Origin of the sequence: Vibrio owensii, from assembly GCF_002021755.1 — a bacterium.
Classification (GTDB): Bacteria; Pseudomonadota; Gammaproteobacteria; order Enterobacterales; family Vibrionaceae; genus Vibrio; species Vibrio owensii.
The window spans coordinates 3,290,623-3,310,173 of record NZ_CP019959.1 but is presented as its reverse complement, the minus strand read 5'-3'; the positions used below and the strand labels follow the sequence as shown (position 1 = coordinate 3,310,173).

The window sequence follows — 19,551 nt, the reverse complement described above, 5'->3', positions numbered from 1 at the left end:
CTGAACACTAACCAGTGTAGGGATGGACCACGCTAAAACGCTTCGATATGGCAGCATGTGAATGAGGAGAGACGGATGACGTTTCAGTTCCATCATTGGAAAATGAGTAAGCCAATGCTGCTCCGGACTTGTAAAACATGCCCAAAAGCGTCGTGTATAAGGGTGAACACAGATAGCATACACATAGCTGGAACAATTTGACCATATTCCTAGAAAGCCAACGAGCTCAACGAGGAAGAATGCTTCTAGGCTAATAGGTAACACGGTAGGTCCACTTAGCAATACAATGGCAATGAAAAGCCAAATCTTACGGTTCATATACGTTCCTTGTACTGTTCTTCCTTAACTCTTCCAATCCTTGGAGCGCTTTTAACGTCGATGACTCCAGAAGCGGCTTATCGTATTTTCGTCTGATGTTAAGTGCATCATTCAACAGTACTTCCGCCTCTTTCAATCGCCCCAGCTCTACATACAACTTGCCCAAATGCTGATAACTAAAGCTCAAATACAACTCCGTGGCAAACGCCTGACTTTGTATGCACAAGCTTATCGCTTCAACATAGTCGCCCATGTACTGTTTTGATGTTGCCACAACGTGCAAAGCCCAAAAATGATGCTTGTTACTCAAAGCGCTTTTCGAGACACGCTCTCCGATGTTTATTGAGGTTTGGTAGTTGCCCAGCACTCTTAAGCTGTCAGACAACAAGATCTGCTGCCATTGTGACGCCTCTGGCTGCCTTCGAAGCCAAAATAAAAGACATCTACTCCCGCTTTTGCACAGTCGTGTAAGCGCATCTAAGCTAGGCTTATCTCTTTGAAATCTCATCATTGCCGTTTCGGATTGTGATTTGAGCATTCTCATCGCTATATATGGCTTTGCTTGGATTACCATCGACAAAATGCAGTGCGGCGTAATCACTGAGGCCGTAGCAGATTACATCAAGCTGACTATGGGCAAAACGCTCGAACAGGTCGTATTTTTCGTCGTTCTCAACAAAGTGAGCAGATGCTAAACCTTTCAAAAGACCGATCCCTTTGATGATGGAGTAAGCCTCTGGATCGCTATCGGTAATCCCATAATCGAACCAACAAATAGCGCCAGCACTCATCCCGCAAAGTATGATGCCGCGGTTGTAACACTCTTTGAGAATCTCATCGATGCCCCACTCTTTCCATAGAGCCAACATAGAACGGGTATTGCCACCGCCAACGTAAATCACATCTTGCTCGAACAACTTGGTTCGCCAGCCTTTCTCTAACTTGAACAGAGGAAAGTGTGTGAGGTGTTCGCTCAACTTAGCATTGTGGAAACGGGTGATGACCTCTTCCGCATCGCCAGTAGCAGTTGAGAGGTAACAGATTTTTGGGTTCTTCTTTCCCGTCAAAGACAAGATGTATTGGTCGAGTTGGCTTGGGATCTCTCCCATCATCCAACCACCTCCGCCAAGAACGACGCAATGTTTCTCCATACGAATGCTCTTTTAATCCTTTAAAAACATGCTTTGTGATGAACAGAATGGAGAGTTAACGCACGAACTTAAAACCCTTTACACTCCATCTTCGGAAACGGAAATACGGGCGTTTTAAAACACCCCATTTGTATTCCGTACCTTACCACCAGCAAACAGGTTATACAGTCGCATGTCCATGCTGATTCCTTGAACTGCATCCCAATGTTCTACTAATTCACCATCTTCCACTTTCCATGTATCGATGATGTTCATCCCTTTTGAATCATCACCACGATGCGCTGCCTTAAGCGTGGCATGAGAATGCAGAATGACGTGTGCTCCATCTACAAAAACGTGCTTCACGTCGTAACTAAACTCTGGTGCATTTTTCACCAAATCGCTCATGGTTTTGATAACACCCTCGATACCATCTGCCATATTGCGATTGTGCTGTTTATAGTTTTTACCATTGAAGCGTTCTCGGATAGCGTCAAAATTATGATCGTTCATTATCTGTTGTACAAACGTCAACGCCGCTTCTGCATTTGCTTTGTCTTCCAGACTCCAATGAGCCTTGATAAAGGATTCAAACTCAATTTTTGAATTAGTCATAAGTTGCTCCAATTTCGGTTCTCGTCGACCACTTCCTCGTGGCTTTAATTTAGCTTGCATTTTGCAAGTTAAATAATTTGCTTGCAAAATGCAAGTGAATTATCATGACCACAGTTTTATAGATCAAATCGAGGAATATCATGTCTAGACGCTCCGACTGCCCTATTTCCAATGTCCTGGACATCGTTGGTGATAAATGGAGCCTACTTGTGCTGAGAGATCTGATGTTTTTTGGTAAACACTCTTTCTCCGAGCTACAAGGCTCAGAAGAAAAAGTCGCCACAAACATTTTGTCGAGTCGCTTGGAAAATCTTGAAAAAGAAGGATTAGTTCAGAAACAGGTAGACCTTTCTGACAAGCGCAAAAAGGTCTATTCTCTGACACAAAAAGGCAAGGATATGCTGCCTATTCTTTTAGAAATGATGATTTGGAGTAGTAAGTACGCTCCAGAGACAAACGCACCAAAAGACTTTCTCGATAGAGCAATAAATGACAGAGAGAGCCTAATTGACGATGTGTTTAAGCGTCTGGATAGTTAGTACTTTCTCAAATAGAAAAAGGAGCGATTGACCGCTCCTTTTTTCTCACTATACGAAGTTCTCAAAATCAAACTTGAGCATTATTCATCTGTTTTTGTTAAGGCATTCGTCAATAACAAAATACAATCACTGAACCATTTAGACTACAAGAAAGTAAGCTTTTTAGAGTTGAATTACGACCATTCGCCTCGCAAAATTAGTGCTCTTTTTCATAGCATTGTCGTGTATAAGATCAGCAAAACAACCAACACAGAATTTTATTTATACTACTGATTTTATTGAGATTTTATTTCCTGCCATATCGAAGTTACTTCGCTTAGCGAATTTATATCAGACCATTTTTCTGTGATTGGTGCTTCTTAATTTCTGATTGTAATCGAATACAATACATATGCACCCCGTGCAATAAAAAAGGAATTATATGAAAACGCTTATTTACGACACGCTTGTCAACCTTGCTAACCAAGAACCTGAACACCACGCAAAGATCCGCCAAAATCTCTATGAGCAATTGGATTTGCCATTTGATAAACAGCTTGCTCTTTACGCATGCGCACTTGGCCCTGCGAGTTCTGGTAAATTGGAGAGTCGACAAGGTATCGACAATGCGGTAGACAGCGCAGTGAGACTGTTAACGACTCCTGAACGTTAATCAGCTTTACACTTGTAACGGCCCAACTCCCCTGACGGGCCGTTTTTCTTTAATTCAATATGATTCTTCTCGAACGATTAACCAGAAAGACATTGCCCCATAATGCCAAACGCGCAGCCCATCGCTATTGCCCAAGATATCGAACGCAAAATGCCCAAGTTCAATAAATAAAGCACATGGTAGGCAACTCTGAAGACAATATGTGTCAACGCTAAGAACTGAACATTCGCGTTTATAGTGTCGGTCGATATAGCAGCAAGAACCGCCGAGGCAAATACTATTAAAGATTCAAAAGCGTTTTGATGCGCAGCTAATGCCCTAGCACCAAATCCTTTTAATTCAGCCTGTTGCTCGCGAGGATAGTTATTGTCGTAGCCACCAGCTTTGTGCATAGCAACTGCAAGGGGTATTTTTGCAATATAAGGAAGCAGAGCAGCAACGATTAGACAAAAAATCAAAATGTCCATGTGTCATCCTTGTTTGTATCGAAGACATTAATACTCAGATTATCAACGATACTTTTCCATAAGCTCTTCAATGCATTGTTATACATCGAACACAGACGTACTGGCTCTTTCACGATAAGAGTGGAGAACCATTCCGCGACAGGAGTCTCAGAGGTTGTACTTCACAACGAGCATGGGAAATACCCATCTCAAAACGCTCATGACATCATTTATTCATTGAATTATCGGACTAACGCCTTTTGGCCAATTTGGAATTTGGGTTCTATACCGGCTTTGCGATACAAACTCAATGCGGCTTCATTGAAAGAGTAAACTTCTAACCAAAGCTCTTCCCCACCTTTAGAAATCGCCAGCTCCTCAAATGCTTCGATTAACCTCAGCCCGACGCCTTGATTTCTAAAGCTTGAATCCACCGCAATCTGTTCAATACTTGCAATCTTACGCTGCTTTAACGTCCAAGACTTACGATCCCATAACTCACCAAAAATAAAACCCACTAAACGCCCTTCATTTTCAGCAACAAGAAAAATCGAGCTTTCACTTTCGATGATTTTATTTAGATCGATGTTTTGTTCTATTTCATCAGGTGATAAGAAGTCATCTGGTAAATTCGTTTGATGGTATTCATGAAGTTGAAACTGTAACTTCTTTAAGGTGCTTATATCTCCGGTATGAGCTTGCCGAATGTTTAGCATATAAAAATCCTTTTAACGCTTGTCCGTCCATAGCTAGGACGCTCTATTATATTAAGCCACAAGTGGAGTATTCCTTAACGCCTATATTGCATCAATGCGAGAGCGTCACGTATACCGAGCCACTTTTACGTCTTTGTGTTCCTTAACTTGGCTTGCTAAATGTATATATCGGTCCTTCCCACGATTCATCATTGAAAACCTCAATAGAAAAGTTCCCACCTGTGTAATGATCTATTACCTTCTTCCAGAATGATTGACCTTTTACGTTTTCACTTATCACCCTAACAACCCAATCTTGGCTGAACATATCAAAAACTTGACTTGCAACATCACTCCCTACGCCCTTTTGCAGGAACCTCTTCATTATGAAGAACTCTTCAATGAGGTATCTCCCTTGTTCAGCACTAGGGTCTGAATTAACAATGACAAAACCAGCTGGTTGTCCCAAGACTCGCACTAGTAATGGCGTATACTCTTTAATTTCGAATTATTCATCAACGTCCGCAATCTCGAAATAGCCTTTCTCATCAACATCATCTTCTTCATATATTGAGAATTCGTACTCATAAAATTGCAGTAAGCTTTGAATCAATTCCTTTTCATTGGGTGCTATTTCTTGCACCTCAACCTTCATATTTTCTCCTGAGATATAGGGCCTTGTTGAAATATGAGCAACGCGATCACAAAGCCAAACAATTATACTCTAATCCGAAACTTAACCGTGAATGGACGGAAATATGCTTTGTTAGCTGGTTACTAATACTGGGTTAATCTACCACGCTCACTTTTATAACCTCCAACCTTTCAATTAGTGCTTCAACCATTGGTTTAAAATTATCCGGTTGTTTTCTAGAGTAAGACTTCATTGTTGCTAGTACATCAAGTCTTAGCTTTTCTAATCGAATCATCTCCTTGCCTGTGTGATCAGTAAACACCATCCCTTCTAACTCATTTAACCATTTATCAAAAGACTCAGGGCTTCCGGATAGTAAAAGTAGAGTATTCTGAGGCTCTGTTGCTAGCGCAACCAACAGCAAAGGCGAAACCTCTCCAGAAATAGCTCCGTCTCTACGTTTCCAAATTTCTACCAAAGAAAAAAGTATAGGAACCAATTCCGTAGTTTTTCTTTCTGAAAGGTCTAATTCAATAGATTTGTAGTTTTCTATCATCCATTTATGTAAGAGGCTTACTTCTGGGGGTTTAGCATACAGTAATCCTGAGCAAAGAACAGACACCAGAAGTATTGCTATATTCCTCATCATTATTGCTGCTCCAACTGATTAGATATATTTATGGAAACTTTTTTATAGCTAGCGATTTCAGTAAAAATTTCTTTTAGCGCCGACTTGCTATTACCCACGTAGTAATGAGACGTAGCCACACTCCCCCACGTTTTACCAGGCATCAAACACCCGAGAGTGTCTTTGTGATAATTTCCAGCATGGATTAGAATATACGTTCTACCCGGAACATTTCGTAGTTCATATACATTTGGATACTTCGGTGAGCTGTATGGGAGTAATTTATAAGTGCCGGCTTTGATCCTTTTGTCGGATCCTTCAATTATGGAATCTGGTCCAGCAGGCTCCAATACAAACCAACTTTTACTCACGCCCTCAATAGTCAACTTCCCTAAAGTTGTCTCCCCCATTTGCTTTATTCGTTTTAGATTTAATTTAACTTCATCTAGTTTTTTCATTGCTCTTACCTTAGCTATAAAACCAATGAAATTAACAGAATAGTCTTGTTGCAACAGATTCGTCTTAGCGTTAATAGAGGCATCACTAACTAAAATGAAACTGAGAATAACGTTTTTTACACCAACTTTAGGACCGCGTTAAAGAGTGAATGAAGTAATACTGAGGCCAACGAGTACCACCTCAAACACTAGACTCACGCATAGTGAGAATGCCACGTATTGCGAATCACTCTTAAATACTTTGTTATGCAACACTTACATGTCAGCAACCGTTTCGTAAAATGCTAATACGTCAAATGGCTTACTGAAAAAACTGCTGTTTGTTAAAAACGTTTTGATTTCCCCACTTAAAGCATCAAATTTAGCTTGCGACTCTGTATTAAATGGAAATGTCATCTTCTCCGTCGCTTCAACTAATTCCAAAGTGCTCTGACGCTTAGCATTGTTTTTTGCAATAAGCATACTGTACGCCAGTTCTTTTTTCTCGCTAAAACTACAGCGTTCAATCGCTAAATAATTAATATGAGCTAATACTGGAGTAAGTTCGTCAAGTTTTTTCTTTGCAAATTTTAAGGTCTCTTCATCGGGTTTATTTTTCGTTGAGATCTTACTACAAACGGCTATCCGAGAACCCAAAGCATCTATTGAATTATTTAAGTCAGTGAATAGCTTATCTTCAACACTTTGACCTGCATTGGAAATAATTGAAAATACTATCAAAAAAAATGTAAGAGCTATTCTCATAATTTACACCCATCAGATATAGCTTTCCAAAACCTGTACTGCTTTCTGTCTGTTACATGCTCTAAGGCTTGTTCCGTAGCAATGTTTTCAATTTGTCTAAGCTTAATAACGGTAAGAGCGCTGTAGGATTTGAAGTAATACTCCCAGTTTGCTTGGGTTATATTCCACGCAGTTTGTCCTGCATCAGAAGAAACACCTCTACCGACTGCGATACTAACATCTCGTGCTTTATGTATAGTATCGCTTGCTGGAATTGCAGAGATAGCTTTGGTTACACCACTACTCCCTGCTCCTTTGACTACATTTCCACCAAAGATATTAATTAAGTTTCCAAGTGAGATAAAGAATTGCGCACTTTTCTCCAATTCATGTAGCTCATTTATTCTGTCTATCGCGGCTAAGCTTTTATCATCGAAAACAACACCGACGATTGCTGGACACTTTTCCATGTTTAACTTCCTCCATATGAACAATGAAGCACATCTTACAACAGTAGAAAGTCAAAACTTGTAGCATATGTGTGAATAGGGACGAAATTCGAAATGTTCGTGTTGCATAACGCCCTGTTAAGGGGTGAGCAACGCAATACCGAAGCCGCCGCAAACCACCTTAAACACTAAAATCAACGCATAGCAAAAATGCCACGCGTTGCGAATCCCTCTTGAACAGTTTGTTATGTGCCGAGTCCCCTAGAACTCCTTGGTTTTGGCTTTACATACGTCCAGTCATAAACGGTACTGTTGCAGGTATGACAACCCCATATTCCCCTGTCACCGCCCTGAAGACGAATTAATTTATCCGAATTATCATAACGCCCTGCTAAGGGGTGAGCAACGCAATACCGAGGCCGCTGCAAACCACCTTAATCACTAAATTCAACGCGTAGTGAAAATGCCACGCGTTGCGAATCCCTCTTGAGCAGTTTGTTATGTGTTTTCATCCGAAGCTTTTGGAGCAGTGTTCTTTGCTATCTGAATCAATGTATATGATATACCACATATGAAAAATTTGGCTATCCATAGCATTATCCCAGATACGAGAGCGCCAATACCTAGTTGAATTCCATGCAAGACAGTGGAAAAGATACCAACTGCCACTATTAGTACTGCTAGACATGTTATAACCACATCCATGATTCTGATTAGTGACTCAAATCGCTCGACTTTTTTCATTTACACTCCCTGTAATTCATTTAAAAGCGGATATTATCTCATTTTAAGTAGTTGGCTCGACGCAATCCTGACCAAGACACATAACGCCGCATTAAGGTGTGAGCAACGCAATACCGATGCCTCCGCATACCACCTTAAACACTAAAACTAACGCATAATAAAAATGCCACGCGTTGCGAATCACTCTTAAACAGTTTGTTAGGTTTATGATTTCACGATGTAAGTGACAGTATTCTTTGAATATAAGCTGCTTTAGCTTCAGGATAATCTTGTCTACTGACGCCACTTGCAATCAAGCCCTGTTTGAGGACATTGTACTCGATTAGCAACTCTCGGTTTTGAATGTGAGCATCTCTAAAGTGAATATGTTTTCTTAACTTTGAGTCGCCCTGCTTATAAGCATGAACATGGATATAATCGAAGCGCTCGTTGTCGTTGTAATATGTGAAGAAACAACGACCTTCAACTCCCCGTTCTCCTTTGCAAGTAAAGCCTAGAGATTCGAGCGCTAGAATGTTTTGCTGCAAAGTTAAAGTGTCATTATATGCGATACCTATATCTATTATCGGTTTTGCAATTGAGCCTGGGATCGCTGTACTACCAATATGATAGATAGTCACACCACTCAAGCTAGGCGCAATAACGCTGACAATTAGCTCATAGGCTTCAGACCATGTATGGACGTAGTCGGTTATCTGGACTATAAAACGCTCTAGCCCTATACCTAACTCTTCAAGTCGCTTTATCAACTCAGTTTTATCCACTTTAACCTCTCATGTTAACTCGTAAACCTAACGCCCAATTAAGGTGTAAGGCACGCAATACGATGCTCCCGCATACCACCTTAATCACTAAAACCAACGCATAGTAAAAATGCCACGCGTGCCGAATCACTCTTAAATTGTTTGTTAGTTGCCCATCTCAAAGCCTAGTGCTAACATTTGTACACACACCAACAAAGGAATATATCATGGACACTAGAATTCAATTTCGTGTTGATGAAGAAACAAAACGCCTAGCTCAACAAATGGCTGAGAGCCAAGGTCGAACTCTAAGTGATGCTTGCCGAGAACTTACTGAGCAACTCGCTGAACAACAAAGAAAAACATTATCTCACGATGCATGGCTAACTGAACAAGTAAACCTAGCATTTGAGAAGTTTGACTCAGGAAAATCTGTTTTCGTTGAGCACCAAACGGCTAAGTCTCGAATGGAAGAGCGCAAAGCCAGAATCCGTAATCGAGGTAAGCAATGATTTTATGGGAAGAAGAGTCACTTAATGATCGTGAAAAGATCTTCGAGTTTCTCTATGACTTCAACCCTGATGCGGCAGAAAAAACTGACAACCTCATTGAAGCAAAAGTAGAAAACTTGCTTGAACAACCTTTAATGGGTGTGCAACGAGATGGCATCCGCGGACGATTACTCATCATTCCTGAGATTTCGATGATTGTCTCTTACTGGATTGAGGGCGATATCATCCGAGTTATGCGTGTACTACACCAGAAACAAAAATTCCCTACGGATTGATTGCTTCCTCTGGGGAACTAACGCCCTGTTAAGGGGTGAGTAACGCTATACCGAAGCCACCGCACACCACCTTAATCATTAAAATCAACGCATAGTGAAAATGCCACGCGTTGCGAATCCCTCTTGAACAGTTTGTTAGGTCTATTAGTAGAATTGTTATATATATCTCAACGGCACCTGCGAGCATTCAACAGATACAGAATAGCCAAGCTTTCTCGACAAGCTAAGTGTTGATTTTGCGGCTAGCTCTTGACTGTAATGTGGACCCACTATTATTTTCTTAATAGCAGACCTAGGGATATGTATACTTTTCGTAGGTATGAGCAAGCCAGATGAAGCTCGATAAAATACATCGCTTGAATTCTTGCAAATCGGATAGTCGCGGGTGCCGATAAATCTAGGAGACCCCAGCAGGTCTTCTGAAATGTGAGTAGTGACCAATCTAGCTTCTGATTCATGCGAAAAGCTATTATGCTTTACGAAACAAGCATACATATGAACTTTCATTAACACTTCAAGGTAATATTGTGCAGCTTGAATTCTCTCATTTACAGAATGCCTACATTTTCTCTTACTAACAAACGGAGCCACAATTTTGAAGTCTCCGTATGCTTTTAATAATTCAACGACTGCTCTTCGCGCTATAAGATTCTCATTAGACTGGTTATTATAAGACACACTTCGAAACATATTATGGCTATTATTAAACTCACTAAACAATTCTTTTCTCGAAAGCCCTATGCTGTACGCATCATTTGCTTTGGTATACGCCATCCAATGTTTAACACTATCTTTTTCAGACGTAAATGAGGCAGAATAGATTCCAATTTCAGAAGGCATACCGCCTAACATTTTATCAGCTAATAGCGCTATATCTCTGTATTCGATGTAGCCATCTAACCCTTTTAACCTCATCTCTTCATCGGAATAACTCATGAGTTCTTTTCGATTAGAAAAGTAAACAGGGCGAACTAAATCATTAACCATATTTAGTCCTGAAAGATATTCGCTTTTATCGTTTAAATAATCTATCTGTGTAGCCCAATACGACGAACTCTGTAATATCCCAAGAACACCTTCTGCTGTCGTGTAGTGGTATACTAAATCATCTTCCATCTGAAATATCCTTGTTTGATAGACCTAACGCCTTGCTAAGGTGTGAGTAACGCAATACAAAACCTACCGCACAGCGCCTTAATCACCATAAGCCACCGCAAAGTAAAAATGCCACGCGTTACGAATCACTCTTAAGCAATTTGTTAGTACATGCGCTACTTCTATTTATGCGCTCCAAGATATTGAAAAATGGCATGATATGAAAGGCTTTGAACACTGAAGTGAGACGGGCAGCTACAAAACTTTACCCCGATTGAAAGACGAAAGTTGGCTAGAAGAAAAACGCACTGAACTGCCCTATTGTCACTTGCTTTAAATTAAAAAAGGATTCTTTCCTCGTCACTCAACAGCCACACCAAAAGTAATCACGGTTCTCTCAAAAACCACCACGAAAATGAAGAAGCACCAAAGAAATAGGCTCAGAGTTAGAAGCCGTAAACGGTGAAATCAAAGCGAACACTCCGCATATAGTGCCACCGGAAAGAACGTGAAAGGCACTAACTGAAAGGTGTAAAGACGAGCGCCAAAACAGATAAACACCAAAACTTATGACCTTTGATGCCAAACCCGTACTAACGCCCTGTTAAGGGGTGAGCAACGCAATACAAAAGCCGCCGCATACCACCTTAAACACTAAAACCAACGCATAGTGAAAATGCCACGCGTTGCGAATCCCTCTTGAACAGTTTGTTATGTGCGTGCTAATTGAGGTACTTTTGCCAATGTTGTTGCCCTGTCAAAACTACTCTGTAATCTTCGTAGTCCAATGAACTATAGAGCTTTTTAGCTGCAACATTATCATCACCGACCTCTAGTGTGATTTTGAGGTAATCATTATCACGACAATACTGTTCGATACCGTTCAGTTGCGCCTTGCCAACACCTTTACCACGAAAGTTGTCCGACACCATAAAATCATGGATATTCATCACTCTTTGCGCACGATAAGTTGAGAACGATTCAAAGCAAACCGCAAAACCAGCTGGCTTATTGTCGACAAAACTGATAAATCCGTAGAAATAAGGCAACGCAAATAGCTGAGCAATTACTGAGAGATCTAGTTCAACTGAGAATCCAGATAGATACTCCTTGAACAGAGTCTCGAATATACTTCTGTCCTCAACGCTTTCTGTTTCGATACGCCTGATTGTGATTTCCATATTCATTTCCACCAAAGCACATAACGCTCTGTTAAGGGGTGAGCAACGCAATACCGAAGCTACCGCATACCACCTTAAACACTAAAACCAACGCATAGTGAAAATGCCACGCGTTGCGAATCCCTCTTGAACAGTTTGTTAGGTGAATTATCGCGCACCCAACTCCTTTAGTTCCCTTGCACTTTTTAGAACAGGTTGAAGAGAGTTCTCTAACGCTAAAAACCATTGCTGCTCAGACAACTTACCATCAGAGCCAACTTCTAAGGGAGGTACCCAATCTTTGTGCCGATTAAAAAGATCTGGGATTGAATCACTAACATTCGACAATTGATTTTGGTTAAAACCATTGCAAATCAGCTCATCTACGTCAAACAAAGCACGCTCGTATATTGAAATTATCTTGGCATCGTTATGGTTTAGTTGAAGATGAGCAATTAAAAGCTTCAAACGTCCTTTTAAGTCGTTTAGCTGCATCAACCTATCATTATTTGTGTAGTGATATTCCATTAATTCACCTAACGCCCAATTAAGGTGTGAGGCACGCCATACCGATGCTCCCGCATGCCACCTTAATCACTAAAACCACCGCATAGTAAAAATGCCACGCGTGCCGAATCGCTCTTAAATTGTTTGTTATGTTTTGGTGTTCATCAAGCTAATCAAACTTTTTGAATAGATTATGCCCTGTGATCCCATACCCAAGACGAGTGTACAGCCTTAAAGCACCATTATTGCCATTTGCAACATGGAGCTTCAACCTTGTAATACCACTTTGTTTGAGGCGGGATTCAAGGTTTTTTATTACTAATTTGCCATAACCTGAGTTGCGATACTTTTGCTCTATGAAGAAGTCACAAATAAAAGCGGTTGAGTCTTCTACGCTCTCTATGTACCAAAGATGACCTATAGATAGCTCCCCCAATTTAATCGAACAGACATAGTTACCGTCAGTAACAAGCTTATTGGGTAGTCTCATCTCGAAGTCTAGGGAAGCGAACTCAAAAGATTTCCTTTCAGAGTAGCCATAATTGGAGCTGATAGAACCAGCGTATTCTCGTATAAAGTTTTCACGAAACAGCTCAAAACAACCAGGTTCCATTTCAAATAGACTTATCACTTTACCCTCCTAAATCCTTGGAGTTGATTAAAAACATAACGCCCTGTTAAGGTGTGAGCAACGCCACCACGAAACTTAACCAAGTCACCGTAAACACGAAACCCAACGATGGAATGAAAAATGCCATGCGTTGGGAATCACTCTTAAATGCTTTGTTATATTTTAGTTCTGTGGACCAAAAAGAATATTTGCAAATTCGTCTTTGGTAATCTTATTTTTCTGGTCGCCTGACAAGAAGCTGTTGTGACACTCCACATTAATCCTCATTTCTTGTATAAAGTTGTCAATTGTACGAATATCATTAAATGATACCTTTCTTTCAATAATAGCAAAAAGCATCAAATCAAGATAATGATGAATGGTTTCAACCAAGTAATCCTCATGATCATTAACATTACCTTGATGAACTATTTTATTTCTTGAGCGATAAGCTCTGTTGATATCTCTCTTGCATCTAATAGTTTCTTTTTCAATAAATAATTTAACACCTGACCTTGTCTGCATATCTCGCACTAGCAGAAAGAACTTGTATCTAAGAAGAGGTTGATCCCCCATTAAGTCTAGAAGCTCAACAGCCATAGGTTCATACTCCTCTACGCCAACTAATGCCGCCGTTGCCTTTTCATCATCTGAAATGCCTATCTTCTCTTTCGCTTGTTCAAATGCTTCTTTATTCCACTTAACTAGTAGATCGCTTAGAGATGCGATCCTTTTGCGCACAGCATAGAAGGAATTAATGAGAGATACAGTATCTACAACCCTGCCAATATGAGAGTTTGTTTTATTGGTAATTAATAGTGTTTCAAGACATATCCATAAATTCACAATCTGAGATGCAACCTCATCTGTATCCAACGCATGAGAATGCAATTCAACACATCGATTAAATCTCTGAAATGACTCAGTTTGAAGTCCAAATTGGGAAATGAAAATTGGGAATATTTTTTTGGTATAAGAAAACTCTTGCTCGCCAAGGGAATGCATTGCATTCCCTTGCTTGCTAATATTTACGACATTATGCTTATCATGCTTATATACAAGACAGTAATCAGAGACCCAAGGCTTGTTTCTGTGACTGAAAACAACAAATAAATCTAACAAAAATGAAACTCTATCTTTAGCCTTTCTCATTGCGTGTTGATAATCAACTGCACGTATATCTTTGCAGGATATGAATAATTTCTTCTTCTTTGTATTTTTATAAAACTTACCCTCTAGTGCTTCATTGTATAACGACTCTTTCTCTTCGCTGAGTTCTAACTTGAACTTTTTGCATGAATCTTTTATTTCCATAAAAAGATTTGAAGCAGTAAAAACCACTTCAAACTTTTTCTTTTCCAAATCAAAAAGAGATGTAAAAGTATCAATGTCGTCAATTGAACTAATTTTATTGATACCTGAACGATCAAAGAAATGTTTATTTGTCAAAAAATAAACTGTGCCTTTTTGATATCCGTATGATAACAAAAACTGGAAGAAGCTAGTCGTTATATTATGTAGCTCGTCTTTTTTACGAAAATTAATAATACAATCTTTCAGGTCATGCTTAAGTAGAGAATAATAATCACCACTTTTAAGTTTCATTCTCAGAATTTCTAAAACATTCTTAGTGACTTTCTTATCAGCATCTACACTAAGCTTAGATAGATAGTATTCTAGTTTATCACCTAAAACACCTTTAATTGTCTTACTCGAACGAATAGCATCTACCAGCTCAGTAAACAAGGAGTCCAACTCTGAATTAGAGACATTGAACAACCCTCTTTCTTCCAAGTTAATATACTCCAAGCACTCATTAACTATATCAAGTGCAGATACAGAAACCCTTTTCTCAGAAAACTCTGTTTTATCATAGGACAACTCTAAGATACGCTGGGCAAAGAAAAGCAACCCCTCCATGCTATCTTCGTACGTCCAAGTTCTTAAATTTGTAATTATCATTATTACCACCTAAAAAAAATATAACGCCCTGCTAAGGGGTGAGCAACGCAATACCGAAGCCGCCGCATACCACCCTAAACACTAAAACCAACGCATAGTAAAAATGCCACGCGTTGCGAATCCCTCTTGAACAGTTTGTTATGTGCGTGCTTACGTTATGCACCAAACTGTTTTATACGCTTAGCGCCAATAAAAAACTGATACTTACATTGTTGAAGTAAGTCTAAATGGCGCTCAAACATGGGTACGCCATTGGATAAAGAAAGGTGGTAGACGAGTCCATTACCGACATACACCCCAACGTGTGCTCCGTATGAGTCAGCAGAGTCGTTGTACATCATGATATCTAGCGGCTTAAACTCGGTGACCACCTCACTAAACTCTAAGTCACCCCACAGTTCACTAGAACGGTAGTTGGGTGGATTTAGACCGAAGTCTCTAAGCAGGTTATAAGCAAAGACCTGACAGTTAGCTCCAAGCGTTAAGTCTGAATCATCTTTGCAACCTGGAATGCGAGATGAAACGTATCTTACATTTTTGAATCTGTCGGGAATATCCATTTCCATTTCTCCCAAAGCACATAACGCCCTGTTAAGGTGTGAGCAACGCAATACCGATGCTGCCGCATGCCACCTTAATCACTAAATTCAACGCACAGTGAAAATGCCACGCGTTGCGAATCACTCTTGAACAGTTTGTTAGCTTTTGGAGCTTCCGTTTACAAGATCGTGGACCCAGATAAAACCACAACTTGCGCTTTCCGCTGCAATTTTATCTTTAAGGCGATCACCTACGAAAACCGTCGATGCTGGCTCGACACCAAAATGCGCTATTATGCGCTTTAACATTCCGCCTGCTGGCTTTCTACAGTCACATTCACCATCAATGGCATGCGGGCAAAACTGAATGGCTTCTCTATCCGGAAGAAAACCAAAAACGCCTATGACCATATCATTAAGGAGTTGAAGACTTACTTCCTCTGTAAACTCCCCCCTAGATATACCCGGTTGATTTGTCGCGATACCAAATTTTTTGGATGTCCAATCGTATTTGCTGAGGACATCACAAACATCACCTTTTAACACCCACTCCCCTTGTGCAAGCGGATAAAACTGACCTTCAACAGTGCACTCCCGTAGTGTATCGTCAGCATCAAAGATGACCAATTCATATCTATTCAAATCCATTGAATACCTCTTTTGAGTTCTGTAGAAAGCTAACGCCTTGTTAAGGTGTGAGGCACGCAATACCTAAGCTTCCGTATACCACCTTAACCACTAAAACTAACGCATAGTAAAAATGCCACGCGTGCCGAATCGCTCTTGAACAATTTGTTATGATGATTTTTGTTGCATATGACGCAATTTAAATTTAAAGTACGCCACCCTGTTATTTGAGATGTATCAATGAAACACCTTCTACTATTAATTTCGCTTAGTCTGCCTACAAATGCACTTGCAAACTGCTATGGATCTGACTCTTACAAGACTTGTTATGACGACAATGGAAATACGTACAACGTCCAGAAATACGGCAACACTACGTCTGTTCAAGGTTACAACAGCCAAACTGGTTCAAGTTGGAATCAAACTAGCACTTCTGTAGGTAACTCGACTTACACCAACGGTACATCTGCTGATGGTAATTCTTGGAACAGTACAACGAATAAGATTGGCAGCAATACATACACAACAGGCACTGACTCAGAAGGAAACTACTTTTCTTCAACTTGCAACGAGTACGGCTGCTTCTAGCTCTAATTAACTCCAGTCTCTCTGATCTGGAGTTAAATCACCATAACGCCTTGTTAAGGTGTGAGGCACGCAATACCGAAGCTTCCGCATGCCACCTTAACCACTAAAATCAACGCATAGTAAAAATGCCACGCGTGCCGAATCACTCTTAAACAATTTGTTATACGCGTCCTATCGGTTGTACTTAGCTTTATTCAAAACTTCTTTTAGTTCATGCGTTTTCTCAAGGTTTACACCGTGAATATTGGCTAGAGCACAAACATAATACAAAACGTCATATAACTCTTCTGCGACTGAACCTTTGAGCTCATCTAGCGTTGGTTGCCCACTTTTGCCTTTGCGAATAGATTCCGATAACTCGCCAACTTCTTCGATTAGCTTTAAAAAATAGTGTTCAGATTGCTCTGGCGCATAATCGAATTCTTTTATATGACTTTGTAACTCAGATAACTTCATAACGTCCTTTTTGTATCATTTTTCATAAAGCGTATAACGCCCAATTAAGGTGTGAAGCACGCGACCACGACACCTAATTTAACCACCCTAAACACTAAACTCGACTCAAACCAAAAATGCCAAGCGTGCTGAATCACGCTTAAATTGTTTGTTATGTTTGGGCTAAAATAGTACATATTGGTTTATCATCACTGTAAAAGCCTAACCATGAAAACACTTCTATTCGCTCCACACCAAAACAAACAAAAACATACCCAGCATTGACTAAATCCCCAAAAGCAGAAAATTTACTTTTTGGTATAGCAGTAAACCCGTCTCTGTAGTATTTAACACCGTCACTTTTGGGAGCGCCTTTAACACCAATGGCTTGATCACCTGGTATTAGCAACCCAAATACGGCGCTATTATCATAGAGCTTTCTTTTATCATTTTCTTTTCCTTGCTCTTTTAGTAACTGACCAAAAATTTGATGGCGTGTATTTTGAGCATTTGAAGATTTATGGCTTTTTGCTTCCAAAATTAAATACTCACCATTTTTAGCGAGATACTCTACGTCAGCAACTGTATCGGAATCATCACCAAAGTTAACGGCTTCTTTGATCCCAAAAGCATTATCTGAAGTAATCAGTTCTTTGAAACTTTCTATTAGCTCTTTCTCTGGATTTCTTTTTGACATTTTCACCAACTGTACCGAAAACATAACGCCCTGTTAAGGGGTGAGCAACGCCATACCGATGCAGCCGCATACCGCCTTAAACACTAAAACCAACGCATAGTAAAAATGCCACGCGTTGCGAATCCCTCTTGAACAGTTTGTTAACTGGATTTGCAAAGGCGGAGCGCTTGCTCTCCAGATTTTGCGATAATTACACGCTTATTTCTTGTAAGCGTCTTGAGTTTGTCCATTATTAGGGGTTTCGACTTTTTGGATAGTCCCATAAGAATTTGATGAACTCGATATCAAACCTTTCATCGCAACCTTCAGCTAAATCTGGACGCTTACTACTTAATAATGTTCTCTTTAGTGCTCGATAGATACAGGTATATCGGTTTACATCTAAGAATATTACTGTGTCACAAGCTTCAAATCTTATATCAAGGGTGCTCTGATAATTACCATCGATAATCCAACACTCGCTTTCACAAAGACCTTTTTGAATTTTGATCCAGTCATCTTTTGGAGTTTTAACCCAATTTGGTTTCCAATATAGCTGATCGAGATGATGAACAGGCAAATTCAACTCTGTACCTAATAGTGCCGAAAATGTGGATTTACCCGAACCGCCGGAACCAATGACCGCAATTCTTTTCATCGGACTTACCTCGTCATCAATCCAGTTAACGCCCTGCTAAGGGGTGAGCAACGCAATACCTAAGCCGTCGCAAACCACCTTAATCACTAAAATCAACGCATAGTAAAAATGCCACGCGTTGCGAATCCCTCTTGAGCAGTTTGTTAGTCGCGAGGCACCGAGCGACAATTTTAAGCCGAACTAAACTTTGCGAACAACAAACTTTATGTGTTTTGATGCATTTAAGTCAGGCGTAGTTTCAAAGCGCCTACTCAATGAAACCACTTGGAACATAAAACGTCGTAGAAAACGGACTGACAACACCAACAAGCGCTTTTGGAAAACCAATCTCACAGTGCGGACCTTCAACAAAGTCACTGAAACCACGTGGAACTTACCACACCAGAGAAAACGTCATTTCAGCGAGTAAATCGGCTTTTGTACCGACAAACTCACCGAGCGGAGTTGCAACCAAAAACAGACTCTCGATTGCCCTGCTCTGTAAGCACCAAAGAACAAAACAACCGCTACAACAGTTACAAAACTTAGGACTTAAAACAGCTAAAACTAAGTTCTGATGATCGAAGATTAATCGGTGTACCAAGCAAACAGCTGCTAAATATTAAGTTCAGAAACATGATTTTGATTGCTAGCTTTTTCTGGCGACTAACGCCCTGTTAAGGGGTGAGCAACGCAATACAGAAGCCGCCGCAAACCACCTTAAACACCAAAACCAACGCATAGTGAAAATGCCACGCGTTGCGAATCCCTCTTGAACAGTTTGTTATGTGAATTTTAGCCGTGTGCGTCGATACTATCTTTTGGGGCTTCTGAGCGTATGTCCATGCCATAGTCTCTGATGACACCCGCAACTCTGAGTCTGTAGCTTTCAAAAACACCACTACGACCTTTTAATTGAGCAAATCGATGAGATTCTAGGTTGCGCCACTCTTGAATTGCTTCTTCGTCACGCCAAAATGACAAAGATAGAACCTTGCTGTCATTTGTTAGACTTTGGAAACGTTCGATTGAGATAAAACCATCAATATCTGATAGCAGCGGTTTTAGTTCACTTGCAATATCTAGATATTCAGAAGTTTTACCCTCTGCTACCTGTACTTCAAAAATTACTGCGATCATAACTCACCAGACTA

General features: G+C 40.2%; 28 protein-coding genes. 6 read left to right on the top strand and 22 right to left on the bottom strand.

Features of this window, described 5'->3' with window-relative positions; genetic code table 11:
- Positions 1–307: 307 nt before the first annotated feature.
- The 3 genes from A9237_RS15520 to A9237_RS15510 all read right to left on the bottom strand — a co-directional run bounded on the left by A9237_RS15520 (position 308) and on the right by A9237_RS15510 (position 2,063).
- A complete protein-coding gene (locus tag A9237_RS15520; protein WP_237358409.1) occupies positions 308–703 on the bottom strand; it encodes a tetratricopeptide repeat protein in 396 nt (131 codons plus the stop codon).
- Between the two features lie 103 nt (positions 704–806).
- Positions 807–1,469: a Type 1 glutamine amidotransferase-like domain-containing protein gene (locus tag A9237_RS15515; protein WP_078608564.1), complete on the bottom strand. Its 663-nt coding sequence runs from the start codon at positions 1,467–1,469 to the stop codon at positions 807–809.
- Positions 1,470–1,583: 114 nt separating this feature from the next.
- A complete protein-coding gene (locus A9237_RS15510) occupies positions 1,584–2,063 on the bottom strand; it encodes a nuclear transport factor 2 family protein (protein WP_078608563.1) in 480 nt (159 codons plus the stop codon).
- A 209-nt stretch (positions 2,064–2,272) separates the two neighbouring features.
- Between A9237_RS15510 and A9237_RS15505 the strand changes: the two genes are divergently transcribed.
- Together A9237_RS15505 and A9237_RS15495 are read left to right on the top strand one after the other, a co-directional pair.
- Entirely contained in the window at positions 2,273–2,602 is a 330-nt protein-coding gene (locus A9237_RS15505) for a winged helix-turn-helix transcriptional regulator (protein ID WP_237358407.1), read from the top strand.
- 421 nt (positions 2,603–3,023) lie between these two features.
- Positions 3,024–3,254, top strand: a complete 231-nt coding sequence (locus A9237_RS15495; RefSeq protein ID WP_005442035.1) for a PAS factor family protein — start codon at positions 3,024–3,026, stop codon at positions 3,252–3,254.
- A 77-nt stretch (positions 3,255–3,331) separates the two neighbouring features.
- On the opposite strand, the gene A9237_RS15490 is transcribed toward A9237_RS15495, so the two are convergent.
- From A9237_RS15490 to A9237_RS15435, 8 genes are all read right to left on the bottom strand, one after another.
- Entirely contained in the window at positions 3,332–3,721 is a 390-nt protein-coding gene (locus A9237_RS15490; protein WP_078608560.1) for an MAPEG family protein, read from the bottom strand.
- A gap of 221 nt (positions 3,722–3,942) precedes the next feature.
- A complete protein-coding gene (locus A9237_RS15485) occupies positions 3,943–4,416 on the bottom strand; it encodes a GNAT family N-acetyltransferase (RefSeq protein WP_078608559.1) in 474 nt (157 codons plus the stop codon).
- 487 nt (positions 4,417–4,903) lie between these two features.
- Positions 4,904–5,050 carry a hypothetical protein gene (locus A9237_RS27550; protein ID WP_237358405.1) on the bottom strand — a complete coding sequence of 49 codons (147 nt, stop codon included), beginning with the start codon at positions 5,048–5,050 and terminating at the stop codon, positions 4,904–4,906.
- A 133-nt stretch (positions 5,051–5,183) separates the two neighbouring features.
- Positions 5,184–5,678 carry a hypothetical protein gene (locus A9237_RS15475; protein WP_078608558.1) on the bottom strand — a complete coding sequence of 165 codons (495 nt, stop codon included), beginning with the start codon at positions 5,676–5,678 and terminating at the stop codon, positions 5,184–5,186.
- Complete coding sequence (locus A9237_RS15470; protein ID WP_237358403.1) at positions 5,678–6,115, bottom strand: DUF5675 family protein; 438 nt, start codon at positions 6,113–6,115, stop codon at positions 5,678–5,680. Before A9237_RS15470 ends, A9237_RS15475 begins: the two co-directional genes overlap by 1 nt.
- Before the next feature lie 255 nt (positions 6,116–6,370).
- Positions 6,371–6,859 (bottom strand): hypothetical protein, encoded by a 489-nt coding sequence (locus A9237_RS15465; RefSeq protein WP_078608557.1) that lies wholly within the window; start codon positions 6,857–6,859, stop codon positions 6,371–6,373.
- On the bottom strand, positions 6,856–7,308 hold the full coding sequence (locus A9237_RS15460) for a hypothetical protein (RefSeq protein ID WP_033006609.1): 453 nt from the start codon (positions 7,306–7,308) through the stop codon (positions 6,856–6,858). The genes A9237_RS15465 and A9237_RS15460 overlap by 4 nt, the downstream gene beginning before the upstream one ends.
- A gap of 935 nt (positions 7,309–8,243) precedes the next feature.
- Positions 8,244–8,795 (bottom strand): GrpB family protein, encoded by a 552-nt coding sequence (locus tag A9237_RS15435; RefSeq protein WP_078608556.1) that lies wholly within the window; start codon positions 8,793–8,795, stop codon positions 8,244–8,246.
- Between the two features lie 206 nt (positions 8,796–9,001).
- Between A9237_RS15435 and A9237_RS15425 the strand changes: the two genes are divergently transcribed.
- Both A9237_RS15425 and A9237_RS15420 read left to right on the top strand, forming a co-directional pair.
- Entirely contained in the window at positions 9,002–9,286 is a 285-nt protein-coding gene (locus A9237_RS15425) for a type II toxin-antitoxin system TacA family antitoxin (protein ID WP_005398409.1), read from the top strand.
- Positions 9,283–9,561 (top strand): type II toxin-antitoxin system RelE/ParE family toxin, encoded by a 279-nt coding sequence (locus A9237_RS15420; RefSeq protein ID WP_017035198.1) that lies wholly within the window; start codon positions 9,283–9,285, stop codon positions 9,559–9,561. Before A9237_RS15425 ends, A9237_RS15420 begins: the two co-directional genes overlap by 4 nt.
- Before the next feature lie 156 nt (positions 9,562–9,717).
- On the opposite strand, the gene A9237_RS15410 is transcribed toward A9237_RS15420, so the two are convergent.
- From A9237_RS15410 to A9237_RS15355, 7 genes are all read right to left on the bottom strand, one after another.
- The gene (locus tag A9237_RS15410) at positions 9,718–10,677 is read right to left on the bottom strand and encodes a DUF2971 domain-containing protein (RefSeq protein WP_078608553.1); all 960 of its coding nucleotides are present in this window, start codon (positions 10,675–10,677) and stop codon (positions 9,718–9,720) included.
- A 701-nt stretch (positions 10,678–11,378) separates the two neighbouring features.
- Positions 11,379–11,837, bottom strand: coding sequence for a GNAT family N-acetyltransferase (locus A9237_RS15400; RefSeq protein WP_078608552.1), 459 nt, complete (start codon positions 11,835–11,837; stop codon positions 11,379–11,381).
- Between the two features lie 147 nt (positions 11,838–11,984).
- Positions 11,985–12,344: a hypothetical protein gene (locus A9237_RS15390; RefSeq protein ID WP_078608551.1), complete on the bottom strand. Its 360-nt coding sequence runs from the start codon at positions 12,342–12,344 to the stop codon at positions 11,985–11,987.
- Positions 12,345–12,492: 148 nt separating this feature from the next.
- Complete coding sequence (locus A9237_RS15380) at positions 12,493–12,954, bottom strand: GNAT family N-acetyltransferase (RefSeq protein ID WP_078608550.1); 462 nt, start codon at positions 12,952–12,954, stop codon at positions 12,493–12,495.
- Positions 12,955–13,116: 162 nt separating this feature from the next.
- Entirely contained in the window at positions 13,117–14,895 is a 1,779-nt protein-coding gene (locus tag A9237_RS15375) for a HEPN domain-containing protein (RefSeq protein ID WP_078608549.1), read from the bottom strand.
- Positions 14,896–15,050: 155 nt separating this feature from the next.
- Positions 15,051–15,455: a hydrolase gene (locus A9237_RS15365; RefSeq protein ID WP_237358402.1), complete on the bottom strand. Its 405-nt coding sequence runs from the start codon at positions 15,453–15,455 to the stop codon at positions 15,051–15,053.
- Positions 15,456–15,593: 138 nt separating this feature from the next.
- Positions 15,594–16,082, bottom strand: coding sequence for an HAD-IIIA family hydrolase (locus tag A9237_RS15355; protein WP_021448794.1), 489 nt, complete (start codon positions 16,080–16,082; stop codon positions 15,594–15,596).
- A gap of 219 nt (positions 16,083–16,301) precedes the next feature.
- On the opposite strand from A9237_RS15355, the gene A9237_RS15345 reads away from it, so the two are divergent.
- On the top strand, positions 16,302–16,649 hold the full coding sequence (locus tag A9237_RS15345) for a hypothetical protein (RefSeq protein WP_078608545.1): 348 nt from the start codon (positions 16,302–16,304) through the stop codon (positions 16,647–16,649).
- A gap of 171 nt (positions 16,650–16,820) precedes the next feature.
- On the opposite strand, the gene A9237_RS15335 is transcribed toward A9237_RS15345, so the two are convergent.
- The 3 genes from A9237_RS15335 to A9237_RS15320 form a co-directional block, all read right to left on the bottom strand.
- Positions 16,821–17,105 carry a MazG nucleotide pyrophosphohydrolase domain-containing protein gene (locus tag A9237_RS15335; RefSeq protein WP_038863851.1) on the bottom strand — a complete coding sequence of 95 codons (285 nt, stop codon included), beginning with the start codon at positions 17,103–17,105 and terminating at the stop codon, positions 16,821–16,823.
- A gap of 151 nt (positions 17,106–17,256) precedes the next feature.
- Positions 17,257–17,787, bottom strand: a complete 531-nt coding sequence (locus tag A9237_RS15330; RefSeq protein WP_153303235.1) for a hypothetical protein — start codon at positions 17,785–17,787, stop codon at positions 17,257–17,259.
- A gap of 226 nt (positions 17,788–18,013) precedes the next feature.
- Positions 18,014–18,418 (bottom strand): P-loop NTPase family protein, encoded by a 405-nt coding sequence (locus tag A9237_RS15320; protein WP_237358399.1) that lies wholly within the window; start codon positions 18,416–18,418, stop codon positions 18,014–18,016.
- Positions 18,419–18,711: 293 nt separating this feature from the next.
- Here A9237_RS15320 and A9237_RS27525 point away from each other — a divergent pair, with 293 nt between their 5' ends.
- The gene (locus tag A9237_RS27525) at positions 18,712–18,975 is read left to right on the top strand and encodes a hypothetical protein (protein ID WP_237358433.1); all 264 of its coding nucleotides are present in this window, start codon (positions 18,712–18,714) and stop codon (positions 18,973–18,975) included.
- Positions 18,976–19,192: 217 nt separating this feature from the next.
- Here the strand turns inward: A9237_RS27525 and A9237_RS15300 are convergent, their stop codons facing one another.
- Positions 19,193–19,537 carry an antibiotic biosynthesis monooxygenase family protein gene (locus tag A9237_RS15300; RefSeq protein ID WP_009705215.1) on the bottom strand — a complete coding sequence of 115 codons (345 nt, stop codon included), beginning with the start codon at positions 19,535–19,537 and terminating at the stop codon, positions 19,193–19,195.
- Positions 19,538–19,551: the final 14 nt, after the last annotated feature.

What these genes read in the sequence shown, in the direction of transcription:
- A9237_RS15515 (WP_078608564.1), bottom strand. Translation starts at nt 1,469, where the DNA reads ATGGAGAAACATTGCGTCGTTCTTGGCGGAGGTGGTTGGATGATGGGA.
- A9237_RS15510 (WP_078608563.1), bottom strand. Translation starts at nt 2,063, where the DNA reads ATGACTAATTCAAAAATTGAGTTTGAATCCTTTATCAAGGCTCATTGG.
- A9237_RS15495 (WP_005442035.1), top strand. Translation starts at nt 3,024, where the DNA reads ATGAAAACGCTTATTTACGACACGCTTGTCAACCTTGCTAACCAAGAA.
- A9237_RS15490 (WP_078608560.1), bottom strand. Translation starts at nt 3,721, where the DNA reads ATGGACATTTTGATTTTTTGTCTAATCGTTGCTGCTCTGCTTCCTTAT.
- A9237_RS15485 (WP_078608559.1), bottom strand. Translation starts at nt 4,416, where the DNA reads ATGCTAAACATTCGGCAAGCTCATACCGGAGATATAAGCACCTTAAAG.
- A9237_RS27550 (WP_237358405.1), bottom strand. Translation starts at nt 5,050, where the DNA reads ATGAAGGTTGAGGTGCAAGAAATAGCACCCAATGAAAAGGAATTGATT.
- A9237_RS15475 (WP_078608558.1), bottom strand. Translation starts at nt 5,678, where the DNA reads ATGATGAGGAATATAGCAATACTTCTGGTGTCTGTTCTTTGCTCAGGA.
- A9237_RS15470 (WP_237358403.1), bottom strand. Translation starts at nt 6,115, where the DNA reads ATGAAAAAACTAGATGAAGTTAAATTAAATCTAAAACGAATAAAGCAA.
- A9237_RS15465 (WP_078608557.1), bottom strand. Translation starts at nt 6,859, where the DNA reads ATGAGAATAGCTCTTACATTTTTTTTGATAGTATTTTCAATTATTTCC.
- A9237_RS15460 (WP_033006609.1), bottom strand. Translation starts at nt 7,308, where the DNA reads ATGGAAAAGTGTCCAGCAATCGTCGGTGTTGTTTTCGATGATAAAAGC.
- A9237_RS15425 (WP_005398409.1), top strand. Translation starts at nt 9,002, where the DNA reads ATGGACACTAGAATTCAATTTCGTGTTGATGAAGAAACAAAACGCCTA.
- A9237_RS15420 (WP_017035198.1), top strand. Translation starts at nt 9,283, where the DNA reads ATGATTTTATGGGAAGAAGAGTCACTTAATGATCGTGAAAAGATCTTC.
- A9237_RS15410 (WP_078608553.1), bottom strand. Translation starts at nt 10,677, where the DNA reads ATGGAAGATGATTTAGTATACCACTACACGACAGCAGAAGGTGTTCTT.
- A9237_RS15400 (WP_078608552.1), bottom strand. Translation starts at nt 11,837, where the DNA reads ATGGAAATCACAATCAGGCGTATCGAAACAGAAAGCGTTGAGGACAGA.
- A9237_RS15390 (WP_078608551.1), bottom strand. Translation starts at nt 12,344, where the DNA reads ATGGAATATCACTACACAAATAATGATAGGTTGATGCAGCTAAACGAC.
- A9237_RS15375 (WP_078608549.1), bottom strand. Translation starts at nt 14,895, where the DNA reads ATGATAATTACAAATTTAAGAACTTGGACGTACGAAGATAGCATGGAG.
- A9237_RS15365 (WP_237358402.1), bottom strand. Translation starts at nt 15,455, where the DNA reads ATGGATATTCCCGACAGATTCAAAAATGTAAGATACGTTTCATCTCGC.
- A9237_RS15355 (WP_021448794.1), bottom strand. Translation starts at nt 16,082, where the DNA reads ATGGATTTGAATAGATATGAATTGGTCATCTTTGATGCTGACGATACA.
- A9237_RS15345 (WP_078608545.1), top strand. Translation starts at nt 16,302, where the DNA reads ATGAAACACCTTCTACTATTAATTTCGCTTAGTCTGCCTACAAATGCA.
- A9237_RS15335 (WP_038863851.1), bottom strand. Translation starts at nt 17,105, where the DNA reads ATGAAGTTATCTGAGTTACAAAGTCATATAAAAGAATTCGATTATGCG.
- A9237_RS15320 (WP_237358399.1), bottom strand. Translation starts at nt 18,418, where the DNA reads ATGAAAAGAATTGCGGTCATTGGTTCCGGCGGTTCGGGTAAATCCACA.
- A9237_RS15300 (WP_009705215.1), bottom strand. Translation starts at nt 19,537, where the DNA reads ATGATCGCAGTAATTTTTGAAGTACAGGTAGCAGAGGGTAAAACTTCT.